Source organism: Salmonella sp. SJTUF15570 (assembly GCF_043357055.1).
In the GTDB taxonomy this organism is placed as follows: Bacteria; Pseudomonadota; Gammaproteobacteria; order Enterobacterales; family Enterobacteriaceae; genus Salmonella; species Salmonella enterica.
The window spans coordinates 446,258-467,316 of the sequence record NZ_JBEUKJ010000004.1 but is presented as its reverse complement, the minus strand read 5'-3'; the positions used below and the strand labels follow the sequence as shown (position 1 = coordinate 467,316).

Sequence of the window (21,059 nt, the reverse complement as noted above, 5' to 3'; positions counted from 1 at the left end):
AACTGGTCGCTATGGGCGGTATCGGTCACACCTCCTGCCTGTACACTGACCAGGATAACCAGCCAGAACGCGTTGCTTACTTCGGTCAGATGATGAAAACTGCGCGTATCCTGATCAACACCCCTGCTTCTCAGGGGGGTATCGGTGACCTGTACAACTTCAAACTCGCACCTTCCCTGACGTTGGGTTGTGGTTCCTGGGGTGGTAACTCCATCTCTGAAAACGTTGGTCCGAAACACCTGATCAACAAGAAAACCGTTGCTAAGCGAGCTGAAAACATGTTGTGGCACAAACTTCCGAAATCTATCTACTTCCGCCGTGGCTCTCTGCCCATCGCGCTGGATGAAGTGATTACTGATGGCCACAAACGTGCGCTCATCGTGACTGACCGCTTCCTGTTCAACAACGGCTATGCAGACCAGATCACCTCTGTGCTGAAAGCGGCTGGCGTTGAAACCGAAGTCTTCTTCGAAGTTGAAGCCGACCCGACGCTTTCCGTTGTTCGCAAAGGCGCTGAGCTGGCTAACTCCTTCAAACCAGACGTGATTATCGCGCTGGGCGGTGGTTCCCCGATGGACGCCGCGAAAATCATGTGGGTCATGTACGAACACCCGGAAACCCACTTTGAAGAGCTGGCGCTGCGCTTTATGGACATCCGTAAACGTATCTACAAGTTCCCGAAAATGGGCGTGAAAGCGAAAATGATCGCCGTCACCACCACTTCCGGTACCGGTTCTGAAGTCACACCGTTTGCGGTTGTGACCGACGATGCAACCGGTCAGAAATATCCGCTGGCTGACTATGCCCTGACCCCGGATATGGCGATTGTCGATGCCAACCTGGTGATGGATATGCCGAAGTCCCTGTGTGCGTTCGGTGGTCTGGATGCGGTAACTCACGCCCTGGAAGCTTACGTTTCCGTACTGGCTTCTGAGTTCTCTGACGGTCAGGCTCTGCAGGCCCTGAAACTGCTGAAAGAAAACCTGCCGACGTCTTACCACGAAGGGTCTAGAAACCCGGTTGCGCGTGAACGTGTTCACAGTGCAGCGACTATCGCCGGTATCGCGTTTGCCAACGCCTTCCTCGGTGTATGTCACTCCATGGCGCACAAACTGGGCTCTCAGTTCCACATTCCGCACGGTCTGGCGAACGCCCTGCTGATTTGTAACGTTATCCGCTACAACGCGAATGACAACCCGACCAAGCAGACCGCTTTCAGCCAGTACGATCGTCCGCAGGCACGCCGTCGTTACGCTGAAATTGCTGACCACCTGGGCCTGAGCGCGCCGGGCGACCACACCGCCGCTAAGATTGAAAAACTGCTGGCATGGCTGGAAAGCATTAAAGCTGAGCTGGGTATTCCTAAGTCTATCCGTGAAGCAGGCGTACAGGAAGCTGACTTCCTGGCACACGTTGACAAACTGTCTGAAGATGCCTTCGATGACCAGTGCACCGGCGCTAACCCGCGTTATCCGCTGGTATCGGAACTGCGCCAACTGCTGCTGGCAAGTTTCTACGGCGAGGCGTTTGCTGAACAATAACGCATGGATCCCCGCCGCGGGGCGTCATTTTCCCCGCGGCTCACCGTAAGGATAATTTATGCGCCGCATCACAAAAACTGCTACACTCCGCCCCTTCATGACATTGTGGTTTTTGTCATTCCAAATTTGAGCATCTCCCTGAAAACTACACCGGCAACGGTCGGGGCGGTCCGGAGTAGTTATGTCTTTTGATTCCCTGGGATTAAACCCTGATATCCTGCGCGCCATTGCCGAGCAGGGTTACCGTGAACCTACCCCTATTCAGCAACAGGCGATTCCCGCCGTGCTGGAAGGCCGCGATCTGATGGCCAGCGCCCAGACTGGAACCGGTAAAACGGCGGGTTTTACCCTGCCATTGTTGCAGCATCTGATTACCCATCAGCCGCACGCTAAAGGTCGTCGCCCGGTGCGTGCGTTGATCCTCACGCCAACCCGCGAGCTGGCGGCGCAAATTGGCGAAAACGTCAGAGATTACAGTAAATATCTCAATATTCGCTCGCTGGTGGTATTTGGCGGCGTAAGCATCAATCCGCAGATGATGAAACTGCGCGGCGGCGTGGATGTGCTGGTGGCGACGCCGGGACGTCTGCTCGACCTGGAACATCAAAATGCCGTGAAGCTGGATCAGATTGAGATTCTGGTACTGGATGAAGCCGACCGTATGCTGGATATGGGCTTCATTCACGACATTCGTCGCGTGCTGGCGAAACTGCCGGCGAAGCGTCAGAATCTGCTGTTCTCCGCCACGTTCTCCGACGACATCAAAGCGCTCGCCGAAAAGCTGTTGCGCAACCCGCTGGAAATCGAAGTGGCGCGCCGCAATACGGCCTCAGAGCAGGTGACGCAGCACGTGCACTTTGTCGATAAAAAACGTAAGCGCGAACTGCTGTCACAAATGATTGGCCAGGGCAACTGGCAGCAGGTGTTGGTCTTCACCCGCACTAAGCATGGCGCGAACCATCTGGCGGAACAGCTTAATAAAGACGGTATTCGCAGCGCGGCGATCCACGGTAATAAATCGCAGGGCGCACGTACCCGCGCGCTGGCCGATTTTAAATCCGGCGATATTCGCGTGCTGGTGGCGACGGATATTGCGGCGCGTGGTCTGGATATTGAAGAGCTGCCGCACGTGGTCAACTATGAACTGCCGAACGTGCCGGAAGATTATGTACACCGTATTGGCCGTACCGGTCGCGCGGCGGCAACTGGCGAGGCGCTGTCGCTGGTCTGTGTTGACGAGCATAAATTGTTGCGTGATATCGAAAAGTTGCTGAAAAAAGAGATCCCACGCATTACGACGCCGGGCTATGAGCCGGACCCGTCGATTAAAGCGGAGCCGATTCAGAATGGTCGTCAGCAGCGCGGCGGCGGCGGCGGTCGTGGACGCGGACAAAATCAGGGAGGAGCGGGGCGCAGTCAGCAGCCGCGACGTCAGGATAGCGGGGCGGCGAAGGCGAAACCCAAACCGCGCACAGGCGAGGGGAAACTCGCTGGCGACAAAGCACGTCCGCCGCGTCGCCCGCGCAGAATCACGCCTGCCCAGTAAATTTTATCCGGCAACATGCCCGGTAGCGCGACGCTTACCGGGCCTACGGACTATGCAAATACGTAGGCCGGGTAAGGTGCTTGCACCGTCATCCGGCAAAATACACATCGCGTTGCGAGCCGCCTTCCAGAACCGGTAAAAAAGGTACTTCCCGCCCCTGAAATGTGACACAATAGTGGCTGTTTATACAGTACTTCAGGTTTTCTCATGGCATTGACCGCTGCGCTGAAAGCGCAAATCGCCGCCTGGTATAAGGCGCTTCAGGACCAGATTCCCGACTTTATTCCCCGTGCGCCGCAGCGGCAGATGATTGCTGACGTCGCCAGAACGCTGGCCGGGGAAGAAGGGAGACATCTGGCTATTGAAGCGCCGACCGGCGTCGGGAAAACCCTCTCCTATCTTATTCCCGGTATTGCCATTGCCCGGGAAGAGCAAAAAACACTGGTGGTCAGTACCGCTAACGTGGCGTTACAGGATCAGATCTTTAGCAAAGATTTGCCGCTGCTACGAAAAATCATCCCCGATCTGCGCTTTACCGCCGCCTTTGGCCGCGGGCGTTACGTGTGTCCGCGAAACCTGGCGGCGCTCGCCAGTAGCGAGCCTACGCAGCAGGATCTGCTCGCCTTTCTTGATGACGAACTGACGCCTAACAACCAGGAAGAGCAAAAGCGCTGCGCCAGGCTGAAAGGGGATCTTGACGGTTACAAATGGGATGGTCTGCGGGATCATACCGACATTGCTATTGACGACGATCTGTGGCGGCGATTAAGTACCGATAAAGCCAGTTGTCTGAACCGCAACTGTCACTATTACCGCGAATGTCCATTCTTTGTCGCCCGACGTGAAATACAGGAAGCGGAAGTCGTGGTGGCGAATCACGCGCTGGTAATGGCGGCGATGGAAAGTGAAGCCGTACTGCCGGAACCAAAGCATCTGCTGTTGGTACTGGATGAAGGTCATCATCTGCCCGATGTCGCGCGCGATGCGCTGGAGATGAGCGCGGAAATTACCGCCTCCTGGTATCGCTTGCAACTGGACCTGTTCAGCAAACTGGTGGCGACCTGCATGGAGCAATTTCGCCCTAAGACCACGCCGCCGTTAGCGAATCCTGAGCGACTTAACGCCCATTGCGAGGAGGTGTACGAACTGATCGCCTCGCTCAATGCCATTCTTAATCTGTATATGCCCGCAGCGCAGGAGGCGGAACACCGTTTTGCAATGGGCGAGTTGCCTGATGAGGTCATGGAAATCTGCCAGCGACTGGCGAAGCTGACCGAGACGCTGCGTGGGCTGGCGGAATCCTTTCTCAACGATCTCAGCGAAAAAACCGGGTCGCACGATATTGTGCGTTTGCATCGGGTGATTTTACAGATGAACCGGGCGCTGGGAATGTTCGAGGCGCAAAGTAAATTATGGCGGCTGGCTTCGATGGCGCAGTCTTCAGGCGCGCCGGTGTCCAAATGGGCGACGCGTGAAATACGCGAAGGGCAACTCCACGTCTGGTTCCATTGTGTCGGTATCCGCGTCAGCGATCAGCTGGAAAGATTGTTATGGCGCAGCGTACCGCACATTATTGTCACCTCGGCGACACTGCGCTCGCTCAATAGCTTTTCGCGTCTGCAGGAAATGAGCGGCTTAAAAGAAAAAGCCGGCGACCGCTTTGTGGCGCTGGATTCGCCGTTTAATCATGTGGAACAGGGGAAACTGGTGATTCCTCAAATGCGCTACGAACCCACCATTGATAACGAAGAGCAGCATATTGCCGAAATGGCGGCCTATTTTCGTGAGCAACTGGAGAGCAAAAAACATCATGGTATGCTGGTACTGTTCGCCAGCGGGCGGGCGATGCAGCGTTTTCTGGAGCATGTCGCTGATGTGCGCTTACTCCTCCTGGTCCAGGGCGACCAGCCGCGTTACCGGCTGGTGGAGCTGCACCGTAAACGGGTGGAGAGCGGCGAACGCAGCGTGCTGGTTGGGCTTCAGTCTTTTGCCGAAGGGCTGGATCTTAAAGGCGAGCTGCTGACGCAGGTCCATATCCATAAAATTGCCTTCCCGCCGATCGACAGCCCGGTCGTGATCACCGAAGGCGAATGGCTAAAAAGTCTGAATCGTTATCCGTTTGAGGTACAAAGTTTACCAAGCGCGTCTTTTAATTTAATTCAGCAGGTAGGGCGATTGATCCGTAGCCATGCCTGTCGGGGAGAAGTGGTCATTTATGATAAGCGGTTGTTGACCAAAAACTACGGACAGCGTTTACTGAATGCCTTACCTGTTTTTCCGATAGAGCAGCCTGCCGTGCCAGACGTTATAGTAAAACCAAAAGCAAAACCTGCACGCCGCCGACGGCGTTAATGCTGTGAGCACACTTCAAGGAGCTTTCAATGGATTATCGCAAGATCATCAAAGAGATCGGGCGAGGTAAAAATCACGCCCGCGATCTGGATCTGGATACCGCGCGCGGTTTGTATACCCGAATGCTGAATGGCGACGTCCCCGACCTGGAGATGGGCAGTATATTGATGGCGCTGCGTATTAAAGGCGAAGGCGAAGCCGAAATGCTGGGCTTTTATGAAGCCATGCAGAATCATACCATCAAACTGACACCGCCCGCAGATAGGCCGTTGCCGGTCGTTATTCCCAGCTATAACGGCGCGCGTAAACAGGCGAATTTAACGCCGTTGCTGGCTATCCTGCTGCATAAATTGGGCTTTCCAGTTGTAGTACACGGCGTCAGTGAAGATCCGACCCGCGTACTGACGGAAACAATATTTGAGCTGATGGGGATTGTCCCCACCCTACACGGCGGACAAGCGCAGGCCAAACTGGACGGGCGCCAGCCGGTGTTTATCCCGGTGAGCGCGCTCTGCCCGCCGCTGGAAAAACAGCTGGCGATGCGCTGGCGGATGGGCGTGCGCAACAGCGCGCATTCACTGGCCAAGCTGGCGACGCCATTTGCTGAGGATGCCGCGCTGCGTTTATCAAGCGTTTCTCATCCTGAATATGTTCCGCGTGTGGCGACCTTTTTTAGCCGCATTGGCGGGCGGGCTTTGCTGATGCATGGTACCGAAGGCGAAGTCTATGCCAACCCGCAACGCTGTCCGCAAATTAGCCTGATTGATAGCCGCGGCGTGCAGGTACTGCATGAGCGCCAGAGCGACACGTACGACGAGCCGCTTTCACTGCCTGCGACTAAAGATCCTGAAATCACCGCGCGCTGGATTGAGCGCTGCCTTGCCGGCCACGAGTCGGTGCCGCAATCATTAAAAACGCAAATGGCCTGTTGTCTGGTTGCGACGGGAGAGGCGGCGACGTTAGAAGACGGGCTTGCGCGCGTCGAACAGGCTTTTAGCGAATAAAAAAAGCCCGTCCAGTGGCGGACGGGCAAATAAGGGTAACAAACAGGGTTAATGAGGGTTGGAGCAGTGGGTCTGTTGGCAAACAGACGAGGGTAATACCCGTCAGAATTCAAACAACAGCGATGTTACAGCCTGAAATCTGGCGGGCAGGTAAATTATTTATAAATCACCGCAGTGCCGCTCATTTTGTCATTACCTACGGCGGAGGTGATGTTATAAGCGCTTGCGCCAGCAGCGGCGGCTTTTTCAGCCAGTTTAGCTTCCAGGCCATCCAGCGTGGTGGCGCCATCGGCAGACACTACGCCGATTTTATGCAGGTTTTGCGTCTGAGACGCGCTAACCGGTTCTGCGGCAAAAGCGCCAAAAGAAAGGGTGGAAAGCGCGATGGCTGCAACAGCATATTTAATGGTTTTCATGATTAATCTCTCGCAGGTTATTCTGTTTATGGGACGATGTTCCGTCGATGTGATGAGTATCACGGTTTTTTGCGAAAGATAAAATCGAATAGAATTGACGGCCTTGCTCAAAATTTTTGAATGACAAATAACCTATTGATTATTAATTAATTCAACGGTGGAATTTACCGTTCTTGTCATCTGGCTTTACAGAGTCGAGGTTAACGGCACATTCTGCGACGCAGAACGCTAAAAAGCATGAGCGTAAAGGAATGGATGATACTGGCGGTTTCGGTAAAGAAAAGTCAGCGTAACTGGCTGTCTTTTGAACCTCTGCGATTATATCCTGAAAATGTTGCGTTATGTAAATCTTTCTCCTGTTGGCAGGCTATGCATAACCGAACGCCCGGCACGGCTTTACGCCGCGCTTCAGGGATAGGATCGCCGCAAGATTCGCATTCATCGCGACTTTCGCCGTGGGGAAGTTCGCCGCGAGCGCGGGCAACGGCATCTTCAATGGTATTGTTGATTTGTTCATTCACTGCGTCGTCATTTGCCCAGCCGGATGCCATCACGCTCTCCTGATTTTAGGGTACCTGAGGTTAAGTGTAGCGCCGTCAGGCGAAAAAATCGCATCGCGCGATCTTTTCAGACCATGAGCAGAGCCAATGTCATTCAGATATCCGATCAAACGAGCGAGGCAGGGAATTCGCGGTGGTATATTTACCCCGTGGCGTTATACGGGTATCTTACGCCGCTGCTAAAAGGAGAATGCCATGTCCGCCCAGAAACCGGGGTTACACCCGCGCAACCGCCATCAACACCGTTATGATCTCGCCGCACTGTGTCAGACCACGCCGGAATTGACGTCCTTTCTTATCCGCACGCCCGCCGGTGAACAGAGCGTTGATTTTGCTAATCCGCAAGCGGTAAAAGCGCTCAATAAGGCATTGCTGGCGCATTTTTATGCCGTCACACACTGGGACATTCCGCCAGGGTTTTTATGTCCGCCGGTGCCTGGTCGTGCGGATTATATCCATCATCTGGCGGATCTGCTTGGCGAAACGACAGGGAGTATTCCGGCGCAGGCAACTATTCTGGACGTGGGCGTGGGCGCCAATTGTATTTATCCGCTTATCGGCGTCCATGAATATGGCTGGCGATTTACCGGTAGTGAAGTCAGCGACGCAGCGATGTCCAGCGCGCAGGCTATCATTCAGGCTAATACGGGGTTAAGCCGCGCCATTCGTCTGCGTCGGCAAAAAGATCCGGCGGCCATTTTTACCGGTATCATTCATAAAAATGAATTTTATGACGCAACGCTTTGTAACCCGCCTTTTCACGACTCCGCCGCCGCAGCCCGCGCGGGCAGCGAGCGTAAGCGCCGCAATTTGGGGCAGAATAAAGATGATGCGCTGAACTTTGGCGGTCAACAGCAGGAGCTATGGTGCGAAGGCGGCGAAGTCGCCTTTATTAAAAAAATGATTGCTGAAAGCCAAACCTTCCGCCGTCAGGTGTTGTGGTTTACGACGTTGGTGTCGCGCGGCGAGAATTTACCGCCGCTTTACCGGGCGTTGACGGAGGCTGGCGCGGTGAAAGTGGTGAAAAAAGAGATGGCCCAGGGGCAAAAGCAAAGCCGCTTTATTGCCTGGACCTTTATGGATGACGACCAGCGTCGCCGTTTTATCACCCGTAAACGCTAAATCGTCGGTTCGCGCGGCGGCAGTGAATCAGGCGACGGGCCGCCAGCGGGGGCGGGTAGAACCTGATACGTTTGCACCGGCGCGCGCACATTGGCCAGATCAAAATGCTTTTTCACCTGGCTATCAAGGGCAAAACGCACCGTCCACTGCTTGAGCGGTAGGGTGGTGAACGATACGCGTAAAGTAAACGCCGTGTTCGTTAAACCGACAATACCGGCGAACGTGGGTTCGCCGATAATCAGCCCGCGAATATCCTCCGTCTCCATCAGCGCCGTTACCGCGTCTTTCAGCGCCTGATTCGCTTTATCCGCATCCTCATGGCGATCCACGTCATAGTTGGCGACAACTGAGCCGATACCGCGCACAAAGTTGGCGAAAGTGGTGATCGAGGACCACGGGATAATATGGTATGCCCCGGTATCCTGCCGCACGCCGACGGAACGAATCGACATTCTTTCGACCGTCCCCGTCAGCGGGCCTATGGTGACTAAGTCGCCGGTATTCATCCCGTTTTCAAACTGAATAAAGACGCCGGTAATAATATCTTTCACCAGGGTTTGCGAACCGAAAGAGATAGCCAGACCTAACGCCCCCGCGCCAGCCAGCAATGGCGCGATATTGACGCCGATTTCCGATAACACGATCATGATGGTTATGGTACTGATAATCACTGCCAGCGCATTGCGGAACAGCGTCAGCAGCGTGCGCGTGCGGGCGCTGGGTAGCGGGCGGCCATGAATATCGGAGGCCAGGCGATTCTCAATCAGACTGGCGAGAATCGTCCATCCCACGGCGGAGAAGAATAAGATTAACGCGATACGGATGAGGATATCGACCATCTTTTCCCCCGCGCCATAATGTAGCCAGTGCCAGAAATCGAATAATCCCCAGGCGTTGAGCAACAGCATAACGGCGACGCAGACGGTCAAAAAGCGTGCGACTTTTAGCGCCGAGGAGAGCCAGCCGTTAAGCCGCTTTTGTAATTCCGGGTAATTGCGCTGCGTATGGGGCGACAGGGTGATGGTTTTCGCTATCCAGCGGGTAAACATACCGGAGATAAACGCCGCGATGCCAACAATCGCCAGACTGCGCACAGTCGCGCCCATCATAAACTTCAGGCTATTGCCTGGGTCGAATAACGAGAAGAAAAACAGCACGATAAAGTAAGCGCTGGCCAGCCAGTGCCACACCAGCGCAAAGGCGCGGATAAACAGGCTAAAAAAGGCTAATGATCGTTCCGCCAGGCTTAATAAATGTTGCGTAATCTCCGCTTTGTTTTTAAAGATCAGGTACAGCGCCCAGATGGTGATGCAGAGCATGATCGCCACATTAGCCATCGCGCCAACCTGAACATTCACCTGGTTGGAAATAATCGGAACGGCAACAATTAGCCCGTAGCCAATCAAACTGCTAAGGGAACTCATACGGCGATTCCAGTAACGCGCTGTCGCATCCTGAATCGCGAATGGGCGTAATTCCGGTACATTAGGGCAAAAAATAAGCCGCAGAATCGCTTTAAAGAACTCTATCAGCGCGAAGGCATTCAGGAACAGGCTTTGCTGAAAAGCGATAGTTCGACTTCCCGCATGGAAATTATCACTGAGCATCTGACCGATAAATAAGGTGAGCGCCAGTAGCAGCAGGTCGATAATAAACGCGCCGACGATCATCGCCGGGAGCTGTAACCAGTTGCTGCGTTCACGGTTTTTCTTGCGCGCCCACAGGCCCATTTTTCGATATAACGGCAGGGCGCAAAGCCGTATCACGCTATAAAAACCAAATACCGCGACGGCCAGAAATAAAAAGTGGGTTAACGCGTTGGTGAAGGTTTGCGAGTTAAACGGCTTGTGCGGCGCATCGGTGATGTTGCGATAAAGCTGGGCGAAACGGGTAGCGAAAGCATCGCCGTACTGACGGGTAACGGTGGTGACGTTCTCCAGTACCGTTTTCTCATCTTTGGCCGCAGGCGGCGCAAGCGCTGGCGCCGGCTCGGTCGGCGGCGTGGTTGAGGCTTCGCGGAGTTGCGCTATCAATTCGTTACGTGAAGCCTCGTTCTCCAGTACGTCAGCCAGGGCCGCATAGGCCGCTTTTTTTTGTTCAGGACTGGGCTCTGGCGCTGCTTGCTGGCTGGTTGATGTCCCCGTGGTCACGCCGGGTATGGCGACCGCATGGGCAGGCGCGCCCAGTAGACAAAAAAGGATGAACAGGGTCCACCGCATGACTCCTCCAGTGAGAAAAGAGACGCAAAACACTAAGTATAGATGGCGCAGGGGAGGGAAAATGAAATGGGACTATTCCATGATGCCCTTCCTGCCGCAGGGCAGGAAGGGCGATATCTCAGGAGACGTGCTGTAAAAATTCCTGTAAACGTGGGCTTGGCGGGTTTTCGATCAACGCCTGCGGACTGCCATCTTCGGCAATACGGCCTTTATCGATAAAAATCAGCCGTGAGGCGACTTTTTCGGCAAAGCCGATTTCGTGAGTGACAATGACCATGGTCATGCCTTCTTCCGCCAGATCCTGCATGACTTTCAGCACTTCATGGCGCAGTTCAGGGTCCAGAGCGGAGGTTGGCTCGTCAAAGAGCATCATTTTCGGCTTCACTGCCAGCGCTCGGGCAATGGCGACGCGCTGTTGTTGACCGCCGGAAAGCTCGGAGGGGTAGTGATGCGCCCGTTCCGCCAGTCCAACTTTCGCTAACAGAGCTTTCGCCTGTTTTTCCGCTTCTTCTTTCTTTACGCCGCGCACGCGCAGAGGACCGAACATCACGTTTTCGAGCGCGGTCAGATGCGGGAACAGATAAAACTGTTGAAACACCATGCCGGCTTCCTGGCGAATCAGCCGTTCGTCTACTTTAGGATCGTTGACTTTCAGACCATCGACAATCAGATCGCCGGAGGTGATCTCTTCCAGTTTATTGATACAGCGTAATAACGTGGATTTACCCGAACCGGAAGGGCCGATAATCACAACCACTTCGCCCTGACGGATGTTTAAATCAATGTTATGCAGCACCTGGGTGGGGCCAAAGTGCTTGGAGACGTTTTTAAATTCAATCACAGGATTTTCATCCTTCTTTCAAGACGACGCAAAATAAAGCTCAGCACCAGCGTAATGATCAAATAGAAGACGGCCACGGCGCTCCAGATTTCCAGGGCGCGAAAGTTACCGGCAATAATTTCCTGGCCCTGACGGGTCAGCTCGGCTACGCCGATAACAATAAACAACGAGGTGTCTTTGATGCTAATGATCCACTGATTGCCCAGCGGCGGCAGCATACGGCGCAGAGCAAGCGGTAAAATAACATGGCGGATGGTTTCCCGGCGAGAAAGGCCCAGCGCCAGACCCGCTTCGCGAAAACCTTTGTGAATGGATAGTACTGCGCCGCGAGTAATTTCCGCGATATAAGCGCCGGAGTTAATCATAATTGTCACGACCGCTGCGCTGAACGGATCAATACGCAAATCATTAAATGCCATCGGCAGGGCAAAGTAGATAAACATGACCTGGACAACGATGGGCGTGCCGCGAATAATTTCAATGAAAACCAGGGCGATGTGGTTGGCGAACCAGCCGCCAAACGTACGGGCAAAACCTGCCGCCAGTCCAATAACCAGGCCGCCAGCCAGACCGAGGACCGAGATCCACAGGGTCATTTTAGCGCCCTCAAGCAAAAGCGGAATGGCGGGCCAGATGGCGCTCCAGTCAAACTGCATATGTCGTTCCTGTTACCGTGGTGTAAATAGTCAAATGCTCTATCCGGCGCGGAAATGGCGTGAAAGTGTCTTATCCGTCACGGAAAAGAGCTGTAGGCCCGGTGAGCGTCCTCACTACCGGGCCACAAGCCAACATCAGGTCGTTTTATTTAGGTTCTGTACCGAACCATTTTTTGTAGATTTCGTTATAGGTGCCATTCTCACGCAGCGTTTTCAGCGCGCCGTTGACTTTCTCGCGCAGTTCATCGCTGCCTTTCGGGAAGGCAACTCCGTATTGCTGTGCTTCCAGCGATTCGCCTACCGCCTTGAACTGGCCGTTGCCTGCGGTTTTGATAAAGTACAGGATGTTCGGCGTATCGTGCAGAACGGCGTCTGCGCGGTTGGTGCCTAATTCCATGTACGCGTTATCAATGTTCGGGAACTGACGCAGATCTTTGGTTTTGATATTCGCTTTCGCGTAATCCACCGACCCGGTTCCGCTCTTCACGGCAACGACTTTGCCATCGAGGTCTTTAACGCTTTTAATGTCGTTATTGTTGGCTTTCACCATCACGAGCAGACCGCTTTTGTAATAGCCATCGGAAAAGTCGATCGCTTTTTTACGCTCGTCCGTAATCGTAATACCCGCCAGCGCCAGATCGATATTTTTGGTTTGTAATGCCGGAATAATGCCGCTGAAATCCATCGGTTTCAGGGTGTAGTCCAGCTTCAGTTCTTTCGCGATAGCGTCCCACAGATCAACATCAAAACCGACGTATTTGTCGCCCTGTTTAAATTCAAACGGAACGAACGCCGTATCGGTTGCCACAACGAGTTTCTTATCCGCGGCGTGCGAAGACACCGCAAAAGCCAGGGTAAGTGCAGCCAGTGAAACTTTTAATAGAGACTTCATAGCATTTCCTTTTCTATCCACGGGGCGATCCCCTGCGAGAACATGTAGCGTAATGAAAAAATCATGCCAATTATGTAACTCATTGTTTTAACAGAAGCGTGAACCATTCCTGTGCACAATAAGTCGGGCAAAACCAGTATGCCGCACCGTTTTGGGGCACTGATTTAGTGCATGAATAACAAAGTAGAGATACAGGGTCTATTTAGCGTAAAAATTGTTGTTAAAACAATCTTTAATTAACGATTGTGTGATGTAATTATTACAAATAATTCACTTTTATCGGAGGGGAGTACAAGACGTGTGCACTATTTAAGTGCAAAACCCCTGTGCCAGGCAGGGGTATAGGGATGACTTATATACCTGTGTACATCAAGTTGCAGGTGCGTTCGCTTCAGTGACCGACGGAAGTCAGGCTTCTGCGGATTCGCTGCGTTTGTACCTTCCTGCAACTCGAAGTATTCAGGGTAGAGATAGATTTATTCGATGTTGGATTCGATAAACCACAGGAATTTATCGAGGTCGCGTGATGCGGCGGTAAAGATATCGGCAGTGTCTTCATCTTTGGCTTCACCAATAGCTTTGCGAACATCATTAGCGACAACAGCGTAGCGATCGGCCAGTTCTTTTAAGTGATCCTGCACGTTATGGATGTCGAGCGGATAGCTTTTCAGTGGAGTTTTGCTGTTGATAACTTGCGTGGTGCCTAACGCCACACCGCCAAGCTGTACGGCACGCTCGGCCATAGTATCCAGATGATCGGTCAGTGCGGTACGGAAGCCATCCAGCATCTCATGAACGGCAATAAAGTTAGCACCGCGCATGTTCCAGTGGGCCTGTTTCGTGATCAGCGACAGGTCAATGAACTGGATCACCTGACGATTAAGCAACTCAACCGTCGCTTTTTTATCGCTCTCTGATACATCGTTACGGGTATAAAGCAGATTAGACGCTTTTGTTTTTACCAGTTTAGCGGTACTCATAATCTCATATCCTCTTGATGTTTGTGTCCCAGGTAATTAACGAAAATAAGTATAGCACCGGTTTTTAACTTTGCTTTTTTGAATTTACCTATCACTTTAATAGTACAGACAAGATTTAATATTTATTTTGATTAAAAATCAACTGGTTAGACGAGTTTGCTGTTTGGTGGGTAATAATTCTCATTTTAATGTAAAAAATGAGAAAAAATATGACAAAAAATGACGAAGTAATAGCGCAATAATAAAAGGTGAATAACGAGGTGATATTCTGCATGATTATGCACATCATGCAGAATAAGAAACTATTTTACGTCAACTTGTTTAATTTGCGGTTCGCGTCGAATCGTTAGGGTAGAACCCATTGAGGCGGCAATGATGGCGCACAGGGCCATGATTTGTATGCCCGTAAGCGTTTCGCCCAGAAAAATCATCCCGGAAACGGCGGCCAGCGCGGGTTCCATGCTCATCAGCGTACCGAAGGTGCGGGTTGGCAGGCGCGTCAGCGCAATCATTTCCAGTGAATAAGGCAGCGCCGTAGAAAGCACAGCGACCGCTAACCCTAAGGGAAGAATCGACCAGTGCCATAGCGCGTCGCCAGCCTGAACTGCGCCAATCGGCACGAAAATGATGGCGGCAATCAGCGAGCCTACCGCCACCGTGGCCGGACCATGTTCCGCGCCTGCTCGCTGGCCGGTAAGAATATAGACAGCCCAACAGGCGCCAGCGCCGAGCGCTAACGCGGCCCCGGTAAGATCGACGTGAGACATATCTTGCCCTAATGGCAGCAGGAACCAGAGCCCAAGCACAGCCAGTACGACCCAAATAAAATCTACCGGCCGCCGGGATGAAAACAGCGCGACCGCCAGAGGACCGGTAAATTCCAGCGCGACCGCAATACCCAACGGCACCGTCTGAATCGACAGATAGAATAGATAGTTCATCCCGCCCAGCGACAGACCATAAAACAGTAAAGGCAGCCGCTGCTCTTTGGCAAAACGCAAACGCCAGGGTTTGAAAAAGGCGATAAGGATAAGCGTTCCCAACGCCAGACGAAGCGCCGTTACGCCCGGCGCGCCGACAAGAGGAAATAACGATTTCGCCAGTGAAGCGCCACTCTGAATAGAGGACATGGCAATGAGCAAAACCAAAATGGGCAACCAGACTGGTAGTTTACGTGTTGACCCCGGCATCCTTTCTCCTGTCAAAAAATGTCAGTACGAGTAGAGGTGGCAGTGTAATGGAAATTCCCCGTGGCGGTTTAGGATTCGTTGAAAAAAAATTTCCAGGATTTCATAAAATGAACTTAAATTGATGGATAAATAGACTGTTAGTTTAGGAATAATCTGGATGAATGTATCGCGTCGCACGCGCATTATTGGTGCAATCAGCCGGAAAAGTGATGTTAATTGAATAAGATAGCGCGATATGGAAACGTTCTGTTACATGAAAGGCGCCCTTAGACACCGTGAATCGCAAAGAGTTTCCCATTAATTTTTGATATATTTAAAACTTAGGACTTACTTGAAGCACATTTGAGGTGGTTATGAAAAAAATTGCATGTCTTTCAGCACTGGCCGCTGTTCTGGCTTTTTCCGCAGGTACTGCAGTAGCTGCTACTTCTACCGTTACCGGTGGTTACGCTCAGAGCGACGCGCAGGGCGTAGCGAATAAAATGAGCGGTTTCAACCTGAAGTATCGTTACGAGCAGGACGACAACCCGCTGGGCGTAATCGGTTCCTTCACCTACACCGAAAAAGATCGTACTAACGGTGCGGGCGATTACAACAAAGGTCAGTACTACGGCATCACTGCCGGCCCGGCTTACCGTCTGAACGATTGGGCGAGCATCTACGGTGTAGTCGGTGTGGGTTACGGTAAATTCCAGACGACCGATTACCCAACCTACAAGCATGACACCAGCGATTATGGCTTCTCCTATGGCGCTGGTCTGCAATTCAACCCGATGGAAAATGTTGCTCTGGACTTCTCTTACGAGCAGAGCCGTATTCGTAGCGTTGACGTTGGCACCTGGATTGCTGGCGTGGGTTACCGCTTCTAATCACGTCGGTGAAAATGAAAAATCCGCCTTTCAGGGCGGATTTTTTTTGCCTGAAACATGCATTATTTTAGTGAAAAAATATCGCTGCCCAGATGGTTATAGTCCACTTTCTGTAATTTGAAATTGGTGATATAAACGGGCCCGGCTTTCTGCTCCGAAATAAAACGATAGCGATTTTTGATCTCTTTAGCGCTAATTCCTGTCCATTGCGAGAAAAAACTCAGGAAATCGTTCGCGGAACGGCGAGCTTTAATGATCCGATGCGCTTTACTGTCGCTGGATAGCACCATAAACGGCACCTGGAAGTTTTGCTGGAATTTGTCGTCATGCGCCAGGTACTGTACCGCTTTGCCGCGTTCTTTAAACGCCAGCCCGTGATCGGAGAAATAGACGAGCGAAAAACTGTCGCCGCTATGACGAAGCTGAGTATAGAGCTGACGGAGCAAATTGTCGGTTTGCGTCATGGTGTATAAATAACAAGACGTCTCTTTCGACTGGACAAACGTCGCGTATTTTCCCTGAGTACGGTCGCAGGCCTGGGGATGCGATCCCATTAAATGCAACACAATCAACTGCGGTTGCGTGCGTTCTGTCGCCAATACCTGCGCCGTCATGGTTAACAGCGCGTCGTCGCGAGTATTTTTATCCGCTTCAAAATCGCCGTTTTTCAGGAAATGCGCTTCATCGGCGCGTTTGGCGATACTGGCGATGGCCGTGTCGTATTCGCCGATTTGCCCCTGATTGGAAAACCACCATGTCTGAAAACCGGCGCGGTTAGCCAGCGTGACGAAATTATCCTGATACTGCGGTTTGTTATCCACCACGCGATTGAGCGTTAAACCGAGCGATTTTTGCGTTGAGCCGCTGGCGGCGATGTAATCCATAAAGAAGTCGCCATTCACATGGCTGGCGAAGGGGGTATTATCCCAGTGGCCGCCGAAAGCGCCCATGGCATCCCGTCGCGCGCTTTCACCAATCACCACGACATAGATGTGATATCTGGGTTTCACCGCAGTAACCGTCCAGCTATCTTTTATGCCGGATAGCTGCGCCATACGGTGCTGCTCTTCAATGACTTCGTTGTTATTGACGATAACGTCTTTAGCGAAGCGAAAAACCGGATAGCCGGTATCAATAACCTTAAAAACGCCGCCCCACGCCAGATTTTGTACCGGCGCGACGAAAAATGCCGCGACGCTAATCAGCAGGCACAGGCTGTCGAGGCTATTCCAGCGCGGCCTGACCTCTTCTTTTCGGCGACGAAGCGCAATAATACCCAGCGCAAAAATAAAAAGTCCGGTCAGGTAGCTATACCACGGGAAGATGGTCAGGATTTCGCTCGACTCTTCCATATTGGTGGAGTGCAGCGCCAGCAGCGTATTAAAGTTCGGCGCGCCGTAAGCCTGTCCAAAGGGAAAATAGCAAGCGGCTACCAGCGAACAGATGCCGAGCAGCGCTTTTTGTCCGCGGGGCAGGTAGCGCCAGAGCAGCAGCAACAGGCAGGTAAACGCCGCGGTATAAAGCAGGCTAAAGGGGTAGCCGAGCGCGAGGTTAATCAGCAGCGACTGTAAAAAGTAGAGGCCCGCCCACGGGCTTACAGCCCGACGACGGGCGAGAAGTGAATCGATAAGGGTTGAATTCATATGCCACTATTGCAAAAACGCCATGTGCTAACCCTGGCGCGAAGGGTCATTACCTGCCTGATTATGCGTAAAAAAGGTATTGGGTTCGCAACGGCGAGTCGCAAAATATTCAGGGCTGCCAGAAGATAGAGCGTGCGGGTAAGAAGGTCAACCGCCGGAAAGAAAATGTTTTGCGAAGAGAATAGCAAAACCACAAAAAAACAGGGGAAATGGGCGCCATTTCCGTTGAGGATGCAAAATAAAGCGGCGTACCGCACCGCCGCCTTATTTCGTGGAAGGGTTATCCTGTTCCGGTTTGCCGTTGATCATATCGCACAACATAGAGAGCAGCATTAACCGGACTTTAAAGGGAGAGTGACTGAACACGCGTATACACCTCTTAAATTCGTTCATATAAACCTCCTGATGTTTCTATCCCATCGATCCGTGAGGGATGTCTGCATTACATACAGATATAGCACAGGCTATGTTTTATAGCTATTGCTAAAACGTTAATTTTTTGTGCCCGGACAACTCTGGTTTACAATGAGCGCTCTGTCAGCTGACGCGTTAACGCGTCACAGAAACGAGGAAGCAAAATGGGTCGTCGCGCAGGTACGCCAACAACAAAAAAAGTGACGCAATTGGTGAACGTAGAAGAACACGTTGAAGGATTTCGTCAGGTCAGAGAGGCGCATCGCCGTGAGTTGATAGACGATTACGTTGAGCTGATTTCCGATTTAATTATTGAGGTAGGGGAAGCGCGTCAGGTGGATATGGCGGCTCGGCTCGGCGTCTCCCAGCCAACTGTGGCCAAAATGCTTAAGCGCCTGGCATCGTTAGGATTTATTCAAATGATCCCCTGGCGCGGCGTTTTTCTGACGCCGGAAGGGGAGAAGCTGGCGCAGGAAAGCCGCGAGCGGCACCAAATTGTCGAAAATTTTTTACTGGTATTAGGCGTAAGTCCGGAGATCGCGCGTCGTGATGCGGAAGGGATGGAACACCATGTCAGCCAGGAGACATTGGATGCCTTTTTGGCCTTCACGCAACAGCATGGAACATCTGCAGAATGAATCTGGCCTTTTTACGGGCGCTGCGGCGTGACCGTTTTTTTCAGTTGTTGATCATTGTGGGGATGGCGTTAAGCCTGTTTGTTCCTTTTGCGCCTCGCGCCTGGCCTGGCGCGATTGACTGGCACACCATTATTACCCTCAGTGGGTTAATGTTGCTCACTAAAGGCGTTGAGCTGAGCGGCTATTTTGATGTGCTGGGACGCAAGATGACGCGCCGATTTCATACCGAGCGGCAACTGGCGATGTTCCTGGTGCTGGCTGCGGCGGTGCTGTCGACCTTTCTGACAAACGATGTCGCGCTGTTTATCGTTGTGCCGCTGACGATAACGTTGAAAAAACTGTGCGCGATTCCGGTCAACCGATTGATTATTTTTGAAGCGTTGGCGGTGAACGCCGGTTCGCTGCTGACGCCTGTCGGTAATCCGCAAAATATTCTGTTGTGGGGACGCTCCGGCTTAACCTTTGCTGAATTTAGCGGGCAAATGGCGCCGCTTGCCGTCATGATGATGCTGACGTTACTGCTCCTGTGCTGGTTTTGTTTTCCGGGTAGGGCGTTACAGTACCATACCGGTACGCGTTCGCCGCAGTGGCAGCCCCGTCTGGTGTGGAGTTGCCTGGGATTATATGTCGTTTTTCTTACCGCGCTGGAGCTCAGGCAAGAGTTATGGGGACTGGTGTTGGTGGCGGCTGGGTTTATTGTGCTGGCGCGCAGGGTGATAGTCAGCGTGGACTGGACGCTGCTGTTGGTATTTATGGCGATGTTTATTGATGTCCATCTACTAACGCAATTGCCGGCGTTGCAGGGCGTTTTCAACCAGGTTGGCGCACTGTCTCACCTGGGACTTTGGCTAACCGCTATCGGCTTGTCGCAGGTTATCAGTAATGTGCCCAGTACCATTCTCCTGCTGAACTATGTACCGGCCTCGACGCTGCTGGCGTGGGCGGTGAATATCGGCGGGTTTGGTCTGCTGCCGGGGTCGCTGGCAAATCTTATTGCTTTACGGATGGCGAACGATCGCCGAATCTGGTGGCGATTTCATTTCTATTCGCTGCCGATGCTGGCATGGGCGGCGCTGGTGGGATATGGATTATTGCAACTGATGCCGTAAGAGAAGCCCGATAGTATCTATCGGGCTTCGCAGGCAGAGTCTGTCAGTTCAGACGAACCGGCATCCCGGAACGATCCTGAACCGCCTGTTGTACGACGGTCTGATCAACGTCAGGCTCGTTGGTAACGGCCAGGATGCTCTTATTAAGCGTGATCGGCACCGCTTCCTTACCTTCAAACTGCGCTTCCGTCGTTGACAGCGGGTTATGCACCTCAATGTAACGGCTACCGTCCGGCTCGGTGGTGGCTTTTACCGGTTCATCGATAAACTGCACGCGGGTACCGACCGGCACATTTTCAAACAGGAATTTGATATCGTCGTTGCGCAGACGCACGCAGCCGTGGCTCACGCGAAGCCCGATGCCGAAGTTGGCGTTGGTGCCGTGAATAGCATACAGGCGACCGATGTACAGCGCGTACAGGCCCATCGGGTTATCCGGGCCCGCAGGTACGACGGCAGGCAGCGGCTCGCCGGCGGCGCGATATTCAGCGTGCATTTTTGCCGTAGGCGTCCAGGTCGGACCGGCTTTTTTACGTTCAACTTTGGTCGTCCAGTTGATAGGCGTGTCTTTACCTAACTGACCGATCCCAATCGGCAGGACGATAACGGTGTTTGTGCCTTTCGGGTAGTAATAGAGGCGCATTTCCGCGCTATTGATGATAATGCCTTCGTGTACGGTATCCGGCAGGATCAGCTGCTGCGGAATATTCAGCACGGTACCGCCCTTCGGCAGGAAGGTATCCACGCCAGGGTTGGCTTCCAGCATGTTGGAGAGCCCCATCTGGTACTCCGCGGCAAAATACTCCAGCGGCTGGGTATTGCCCTCCGGAACGGTGATGACCTGATTTTGCCCAATTAAACGGCTACCATCGGTAGGCAGCGGGTAAGTGACTGCTGAGGCTGTTTTACAAAAACCAACTACAGCGAAAGCCGCCGCGAAAAGCGTTGTTAATTTCATATTCATGTTATGCGAGATTCTGTGCCAAGCAGGCTAGTAGGTTGAGAATTCTGTCATGTTGGGAGCGCATTATAGGTGCATTCCAGTAAACAGGGAATTCAGATGTGTA

19 protein-coding genes are annotated in these 21,059 nt (G+C 52.6%); 8 read left to right on the top strand and 11 right to left on the bottom strand.

Features of this window, described 5'->3' with window-relative positions:
- The 4 genes from ABVN44_RS10985 to ybiB all read left to right on the top strand — a co-directional run.
- A partial coding sequence (locus ABVN44_RS10985; protein ID WP_393942366.1) for an iron-containing alcohol dehydrogenase occupies window positions 1-1,541 on the top strand: 1,541 nt, incomplete at its 5' end.
- A gap of 181 nt (window positions 1,542-1,722) precedes the next feature.
- On the top strand, window positions 1,723-3,087 hold the full coding sequence (gene rhlE / locus ABVN44_RS10980) for an ATP-dependent RNA helicase RhlE (RefSeq protein WP_023232305.1): 1,365 nt from the start codon (window positions 1,723-1,725) through the stop codon (window positions 3,085-3,087).
- Between the two features lie 207 nt (window positions 3,088-3,294).
- Entirely contained in the window at window positions 3,295-5,439 is a 2,145-nt protein-coding gene (gene dinG, locus ABVN44_RS10975; RefSeq protein WP_001218630.1) for an ATP-dependent DNA helicase DinG, read from the top strand.
- A gap of 29 nt (window positions 5,440-5,468) precedes the next feature.
- The gene (gene ybiB, locus ABVN44_RS10970) at window positions 5,469-6,443 is read left to right on the top strand and encodes a DNA-binding protein YbiB (RefSeq protein ID WP_023138452.1); all 975 of its coding nucleotides are present in this window, start codon (window positions 5,469-5,471) and stop codon (window positions 6,441-6,443) included.
- A 155-nt stretch (window positions 6,444-6,598) separates the two neighbouring features.
- Here the strand turns inward: ybiB and ybiJ are convergent, their stop codons facing one another.
- A complete protein-coding gene (gene ybiJ, locus ABVN44_RS10965) occupies window positions 6,599-6,859 on the bottom strand; it encodes a DUF1471 family protein YbiJ (protein ID WP_000849089.1) in 261 nt (86 codons plus the stop codon).
- Window positions 6,860-7,143: 284 nt separating this feature from the next.
- Window positions 7,144-7,410, bottom strand: coding sequence for a DksA/TraR family C4-type zinc finger protein (locus ABVN44_RS10960; RefSeq protein ID WP_000146330.1), 267 nt, complete (start codon window positions 7,408-7,410; stop codon window positions 7,144-7,146).
- A 204-nt stretch (window positions 7,411-7,614) separates the two neighbouring features.
- Here ABVN44_RS10960 and rlmF point away from each other — a divergent pair, with 204 nt between their 5' ends.
- The gene (gene rlmF, locus ABVN44_RS10955) at window positions 7,615-8,541 is read left to right on the top strand and encodes a 23S rRNA (adenine(1618)-N(6))-methyltransferase RlmF (RefSeq protein WP_001275964.1); all 927 of its coding nucleotides are present in this window, start codon (window positions 7,615-7,617) and stop codon (window positions 8,539-8,541) included.
- Here the strand turns inward: rlmF and ybiO are convergent.
- From ybiO to rhtA, 6 genes are all read right to left on the bottom strand, one after another.
- Entirely contained in the window at window positions 8,538-10,760 is a 2,223-nt protein-coding gene (ybiO, locus tag ABVN44_RS10950) for a mechanosensitive channel protein (protein ID WP_063054249.1), read from the bottom strand. The two genes, rlmF and ybiO, sit on opposite strands and share 4 nt — an antisense overlap.
- Window positions 10,761-10,878: 118 nt before the next feature.
- Window positions 10,879-11,601: a glutamine ABC transporter ATP-binding protein GlnQ gene (glnQ, locus tag ABVN44_RS10945; RefSeq protein WP_000569093.1), complete on the bottom strand. Its 723-nt coding sequence runs from the start codon at window positions 11,599-11,601 to the stop codon at window positions 10,879-10,881.
- The gene (gene glnP / locus ABVN44_RS10940) at window positions 11,598-12,257 is read right to left on the bottom strand and encodes a glutamine ABC transporter permease GlnP (protein ID WP_001159076.1); all 660 of its coding nucleotides are present in this window, start codon (window positions 12,255-12,257) and stop codon (window positions 11,598-11,600) included. Before glnP ends, glnQ begins: the two co-directional genes overlap by 4 nt.
- Window positions 12,258-12,402: 145 nt before the next feature.
- Complete coding sequence (gene glnH / locus ABVN44_RS10935) at window positions 12,403-13,149, bottom strand: glutamine ABC transporter substrate-binding protein GlnH (protein ID WP_000838671.1); 747 nt, start codon at window positions 13,147-13,149, stop codon at window positions 12,403-12,405.
- 476 nt (window positions 13,150-13,625) lie between these two features.
- Window positions 13,626-14,129: a DNA starvation/stationary phase protection protein Dps gene (gene dps, locus ABVN44_RS10930; protein ID WP_000100805.1), complete on the bottom strand. Its 504-nt coding sequence runs from the start codon at window positions 14,127-14,129 to the stop codon at window positions 13,626-13,628.
- Between the two features lie 302 nt (window positions 14,130-14,431).
- Window positions 14,432-15,319, bottom strand: a complete 888-nt coding sequence (gene rhtA / locus ABVN44_RS10925; protein ID WP_001119555.1) for a threonine/homoserine exporter RhtA — start codon at window positions 15,317-15,319, stop codon at window positions 14,432-14,434.
- A 353-nt stretch (window positions 15,320-15,672) separates the two neighbouring features.
- On the opposite strand from rhtA, the gene ompX reads away from it, so the two are divergent.
- Complete coding sequence (gene ompX, locus ABVN44_RS10920; RefSeq protein WP_000716763.1) at window positions 15,673-16,188, top strand: outer membrane protein OmpX; 516 nt, start codon at window positions 15,673-15,675, stop codon at window positions 16,186-16,188.
- Between the two features lie 62 nt (window positions 16,189-16,250).
- On the opposite strand, the gene ABVN44_RS10915 is transcribed toward ompX, so the two are convergent.
- Both ABVN44_RS10915 and mntS read right to left on the bottom strand, forming a co-directional pair.
- Window positions 16,251-17,831 carry a phosphoethanolamine transferase gene (locus ABVN44_RS10915; protein ID WP_001089328.1) on the bottom strand — a complete coding sequence of 527 codons (1,581 nt, stop codon included), beginning with the start codon at window positions 17,829-17,831 and terminating at the stop codon, window positions 16,251-16,253.
- Between the two features lie 264 nt (window positions 17,832-18,095).
- Entirely contained in the window at window positions 18,096-18,224 is a 129-nt protein-coding gene (mntS, locus tag ABVN44_RS10910) for a manganase accumulation protein MntS (RefSeq protein ID WP_001001755.1), read from the bottom strand.
- A gap of 185 nt (window positions 18,225-18,409) precedes the next feature.
- Between mntS and mntR the strand changes: the two genes are divergently transcribed.
- Together mntR and ABVN44_RS10900 are read left to right on the top strand one after the other, a co-directional pair.
- Window positions 18,410-18,883, top strand: coding sequence for a manganese-binding transcriptional regulator MntR (gene mntR, locus ABVN44_RS10905; protein ID WP_000533542.1), 474 nt, complete (start codon window positions 18,410-18,412; stop codon window positions 18,881-18,883).
- A complete protein-coding gene (locus tag ABVN44_RS10900; protein ID WP_001046525.1) occupies window positions 18,880-19,992 on the top strand; it encodes an anion transporter in 1,113 nt (370 codons plus the stop codon). Before mntR ends, ABVN44_RS10900 begins: the two co-directional genes overlap by 4 nt.
- A 43-nt stretch (window positions 19,993-20,035) precedes the next feature.
- Here ABVN44_RS10900 and ldtB read toward each other — a convergent pair whose 3' ends face one another.
- Entirely contained in the window at window positions 20,036-20,956 is a 921-nt protein-coding gene (gene ldtB, locus ABVN44_RS10895) for a L,D-transpeptidase (RefSeq protein ID WP_001056404.1), read from the bottom strand.
- Window positions 20,957-21,059: the final 103 nt, after the last annotated feature.

What these genes read in the sequence shown, in the direction of transcription:
- rhlE (WP_023232305.1), top strand. Translation starts at nt 1,723, where the DNA reads ATGTCTTTTGATTCCCTGGGATTAAACCCTGATATCCTGCGCGCCATT.
- dinG (WP_001218630.1), top strand. Translation starts at nt 3,295, where the DNA reads ATGGCATTGACCGCTGCGCTGAAAGCGCAAATCGCCGCCTGGTATAAG.
- ybiB (WP_023138452.1), top strand. Translation starts at nt 5,469, where the DNA reads ATGGATTATCGCAAGATCATCAAAGAGATCGGGCGAGGTAAAAATCAC.
- ybiJ (WP_000849089.1), bottom strand. Translation starts at nt 6,859, where the DNA reads ATGAAAACCATTAAATATGCTGTTGCAGCCATCGCGCTTTCCACCCTT.
- ABVN44_RS10960 (WP_000146330.1), bottom strand. Translation starts at nt 7,410, where the DNA reads ATGGCATCCGGCTGGGCAAATGACGACGCAGTGAATGAACAAATCAAC.
- rlmF (WP_001275964.1), top strand. Translation starts at nt 7,615, where the DNA reads ATGTCCGCCCAGAAACCGGGGTTACACCCGCGCAACCGCCATCAACAC.
- ybiO (WP_063054249.1), bottom strand. Translation starts at nt 10,760, where the DNA reads ATGCGGTGGACCCTGTTCATCCTTTTTTGTCTACTGGGCGCGCCTGCC.
- glnP (WP_001159076.1), bottom strand. Translation starts at nt 12,257, where the DNA reads ATGCAGTTTGACTGGAGCGCCATCTGGCCCGCCATTCCGCTTTTGCTT.
- glnH (WP_000838671.1), bottom strand. Translation starts at nt 13,149, where the DNA reads ATGAAGTCTCTATTAAAAGTTTCACTGGCTGCACTTACCCTGGCTTTT.
- dps (WP_000100805.1), bottom strand. Translation starts at nt 14,129, where the DNA reads ATGAGTACCGCTAAACTGGTAAAAACAAAAGCGTCTAATCTGCTTTAT.
- rhtA (WP_001119555.1), bottom strand. Translation starts at nt 15,319, where the DNA reads ATGCCGGGGTCAACACGTAAACTACCAGTCTGGTTGCCCATTTTGGTT.
- ompX (WP_000716763.1), top strand. Translation starts at nt 15,673, where the DNA reads ATGAAAAAAATTGCATGTCTTTCAGCACTGGCCGCTGTTCTGGCTTTT.
- ABVN44_RS10915 (WP_001089328.1), bottom strand. Translation starts at nt 17,831, where the DNA reads ATGAATTCAACCCTTATCGATTCACTTCTCGCCCGTCGTCGGGCTGTA.
- mntS (WP_001001755.1), bottom strand. Translation starts at nt 18,224, where the DNA reads ATGAACGAATTTAAGAGGTGTATACGCGTGTTCAGTCACTCTCCCTTT.
- mntR (WP_000533542.1), top strand. Translation starts at nt 18,410, where the DNA reads ATGGGTCGTCGCGCAGGTACGCCAACAACAAAAAAAGTGACGCAATTG.
- ABVN44_RS10900 (WP_001046525.1), top strand. Translation starts at nt 18,880, where the DNA reads ATGAATCTGGCCTTTTTACGGGCGCTGCGGCGTGACCGTTTTTTTCAG.
- ldtB (WP_001056404.1), bottom strand. Translation starts at nt 20,956, where the DNA reads ATGAATATGAAATTAACAACGCTTTTCGCGGCGGCTTTCGCTGTAGTT.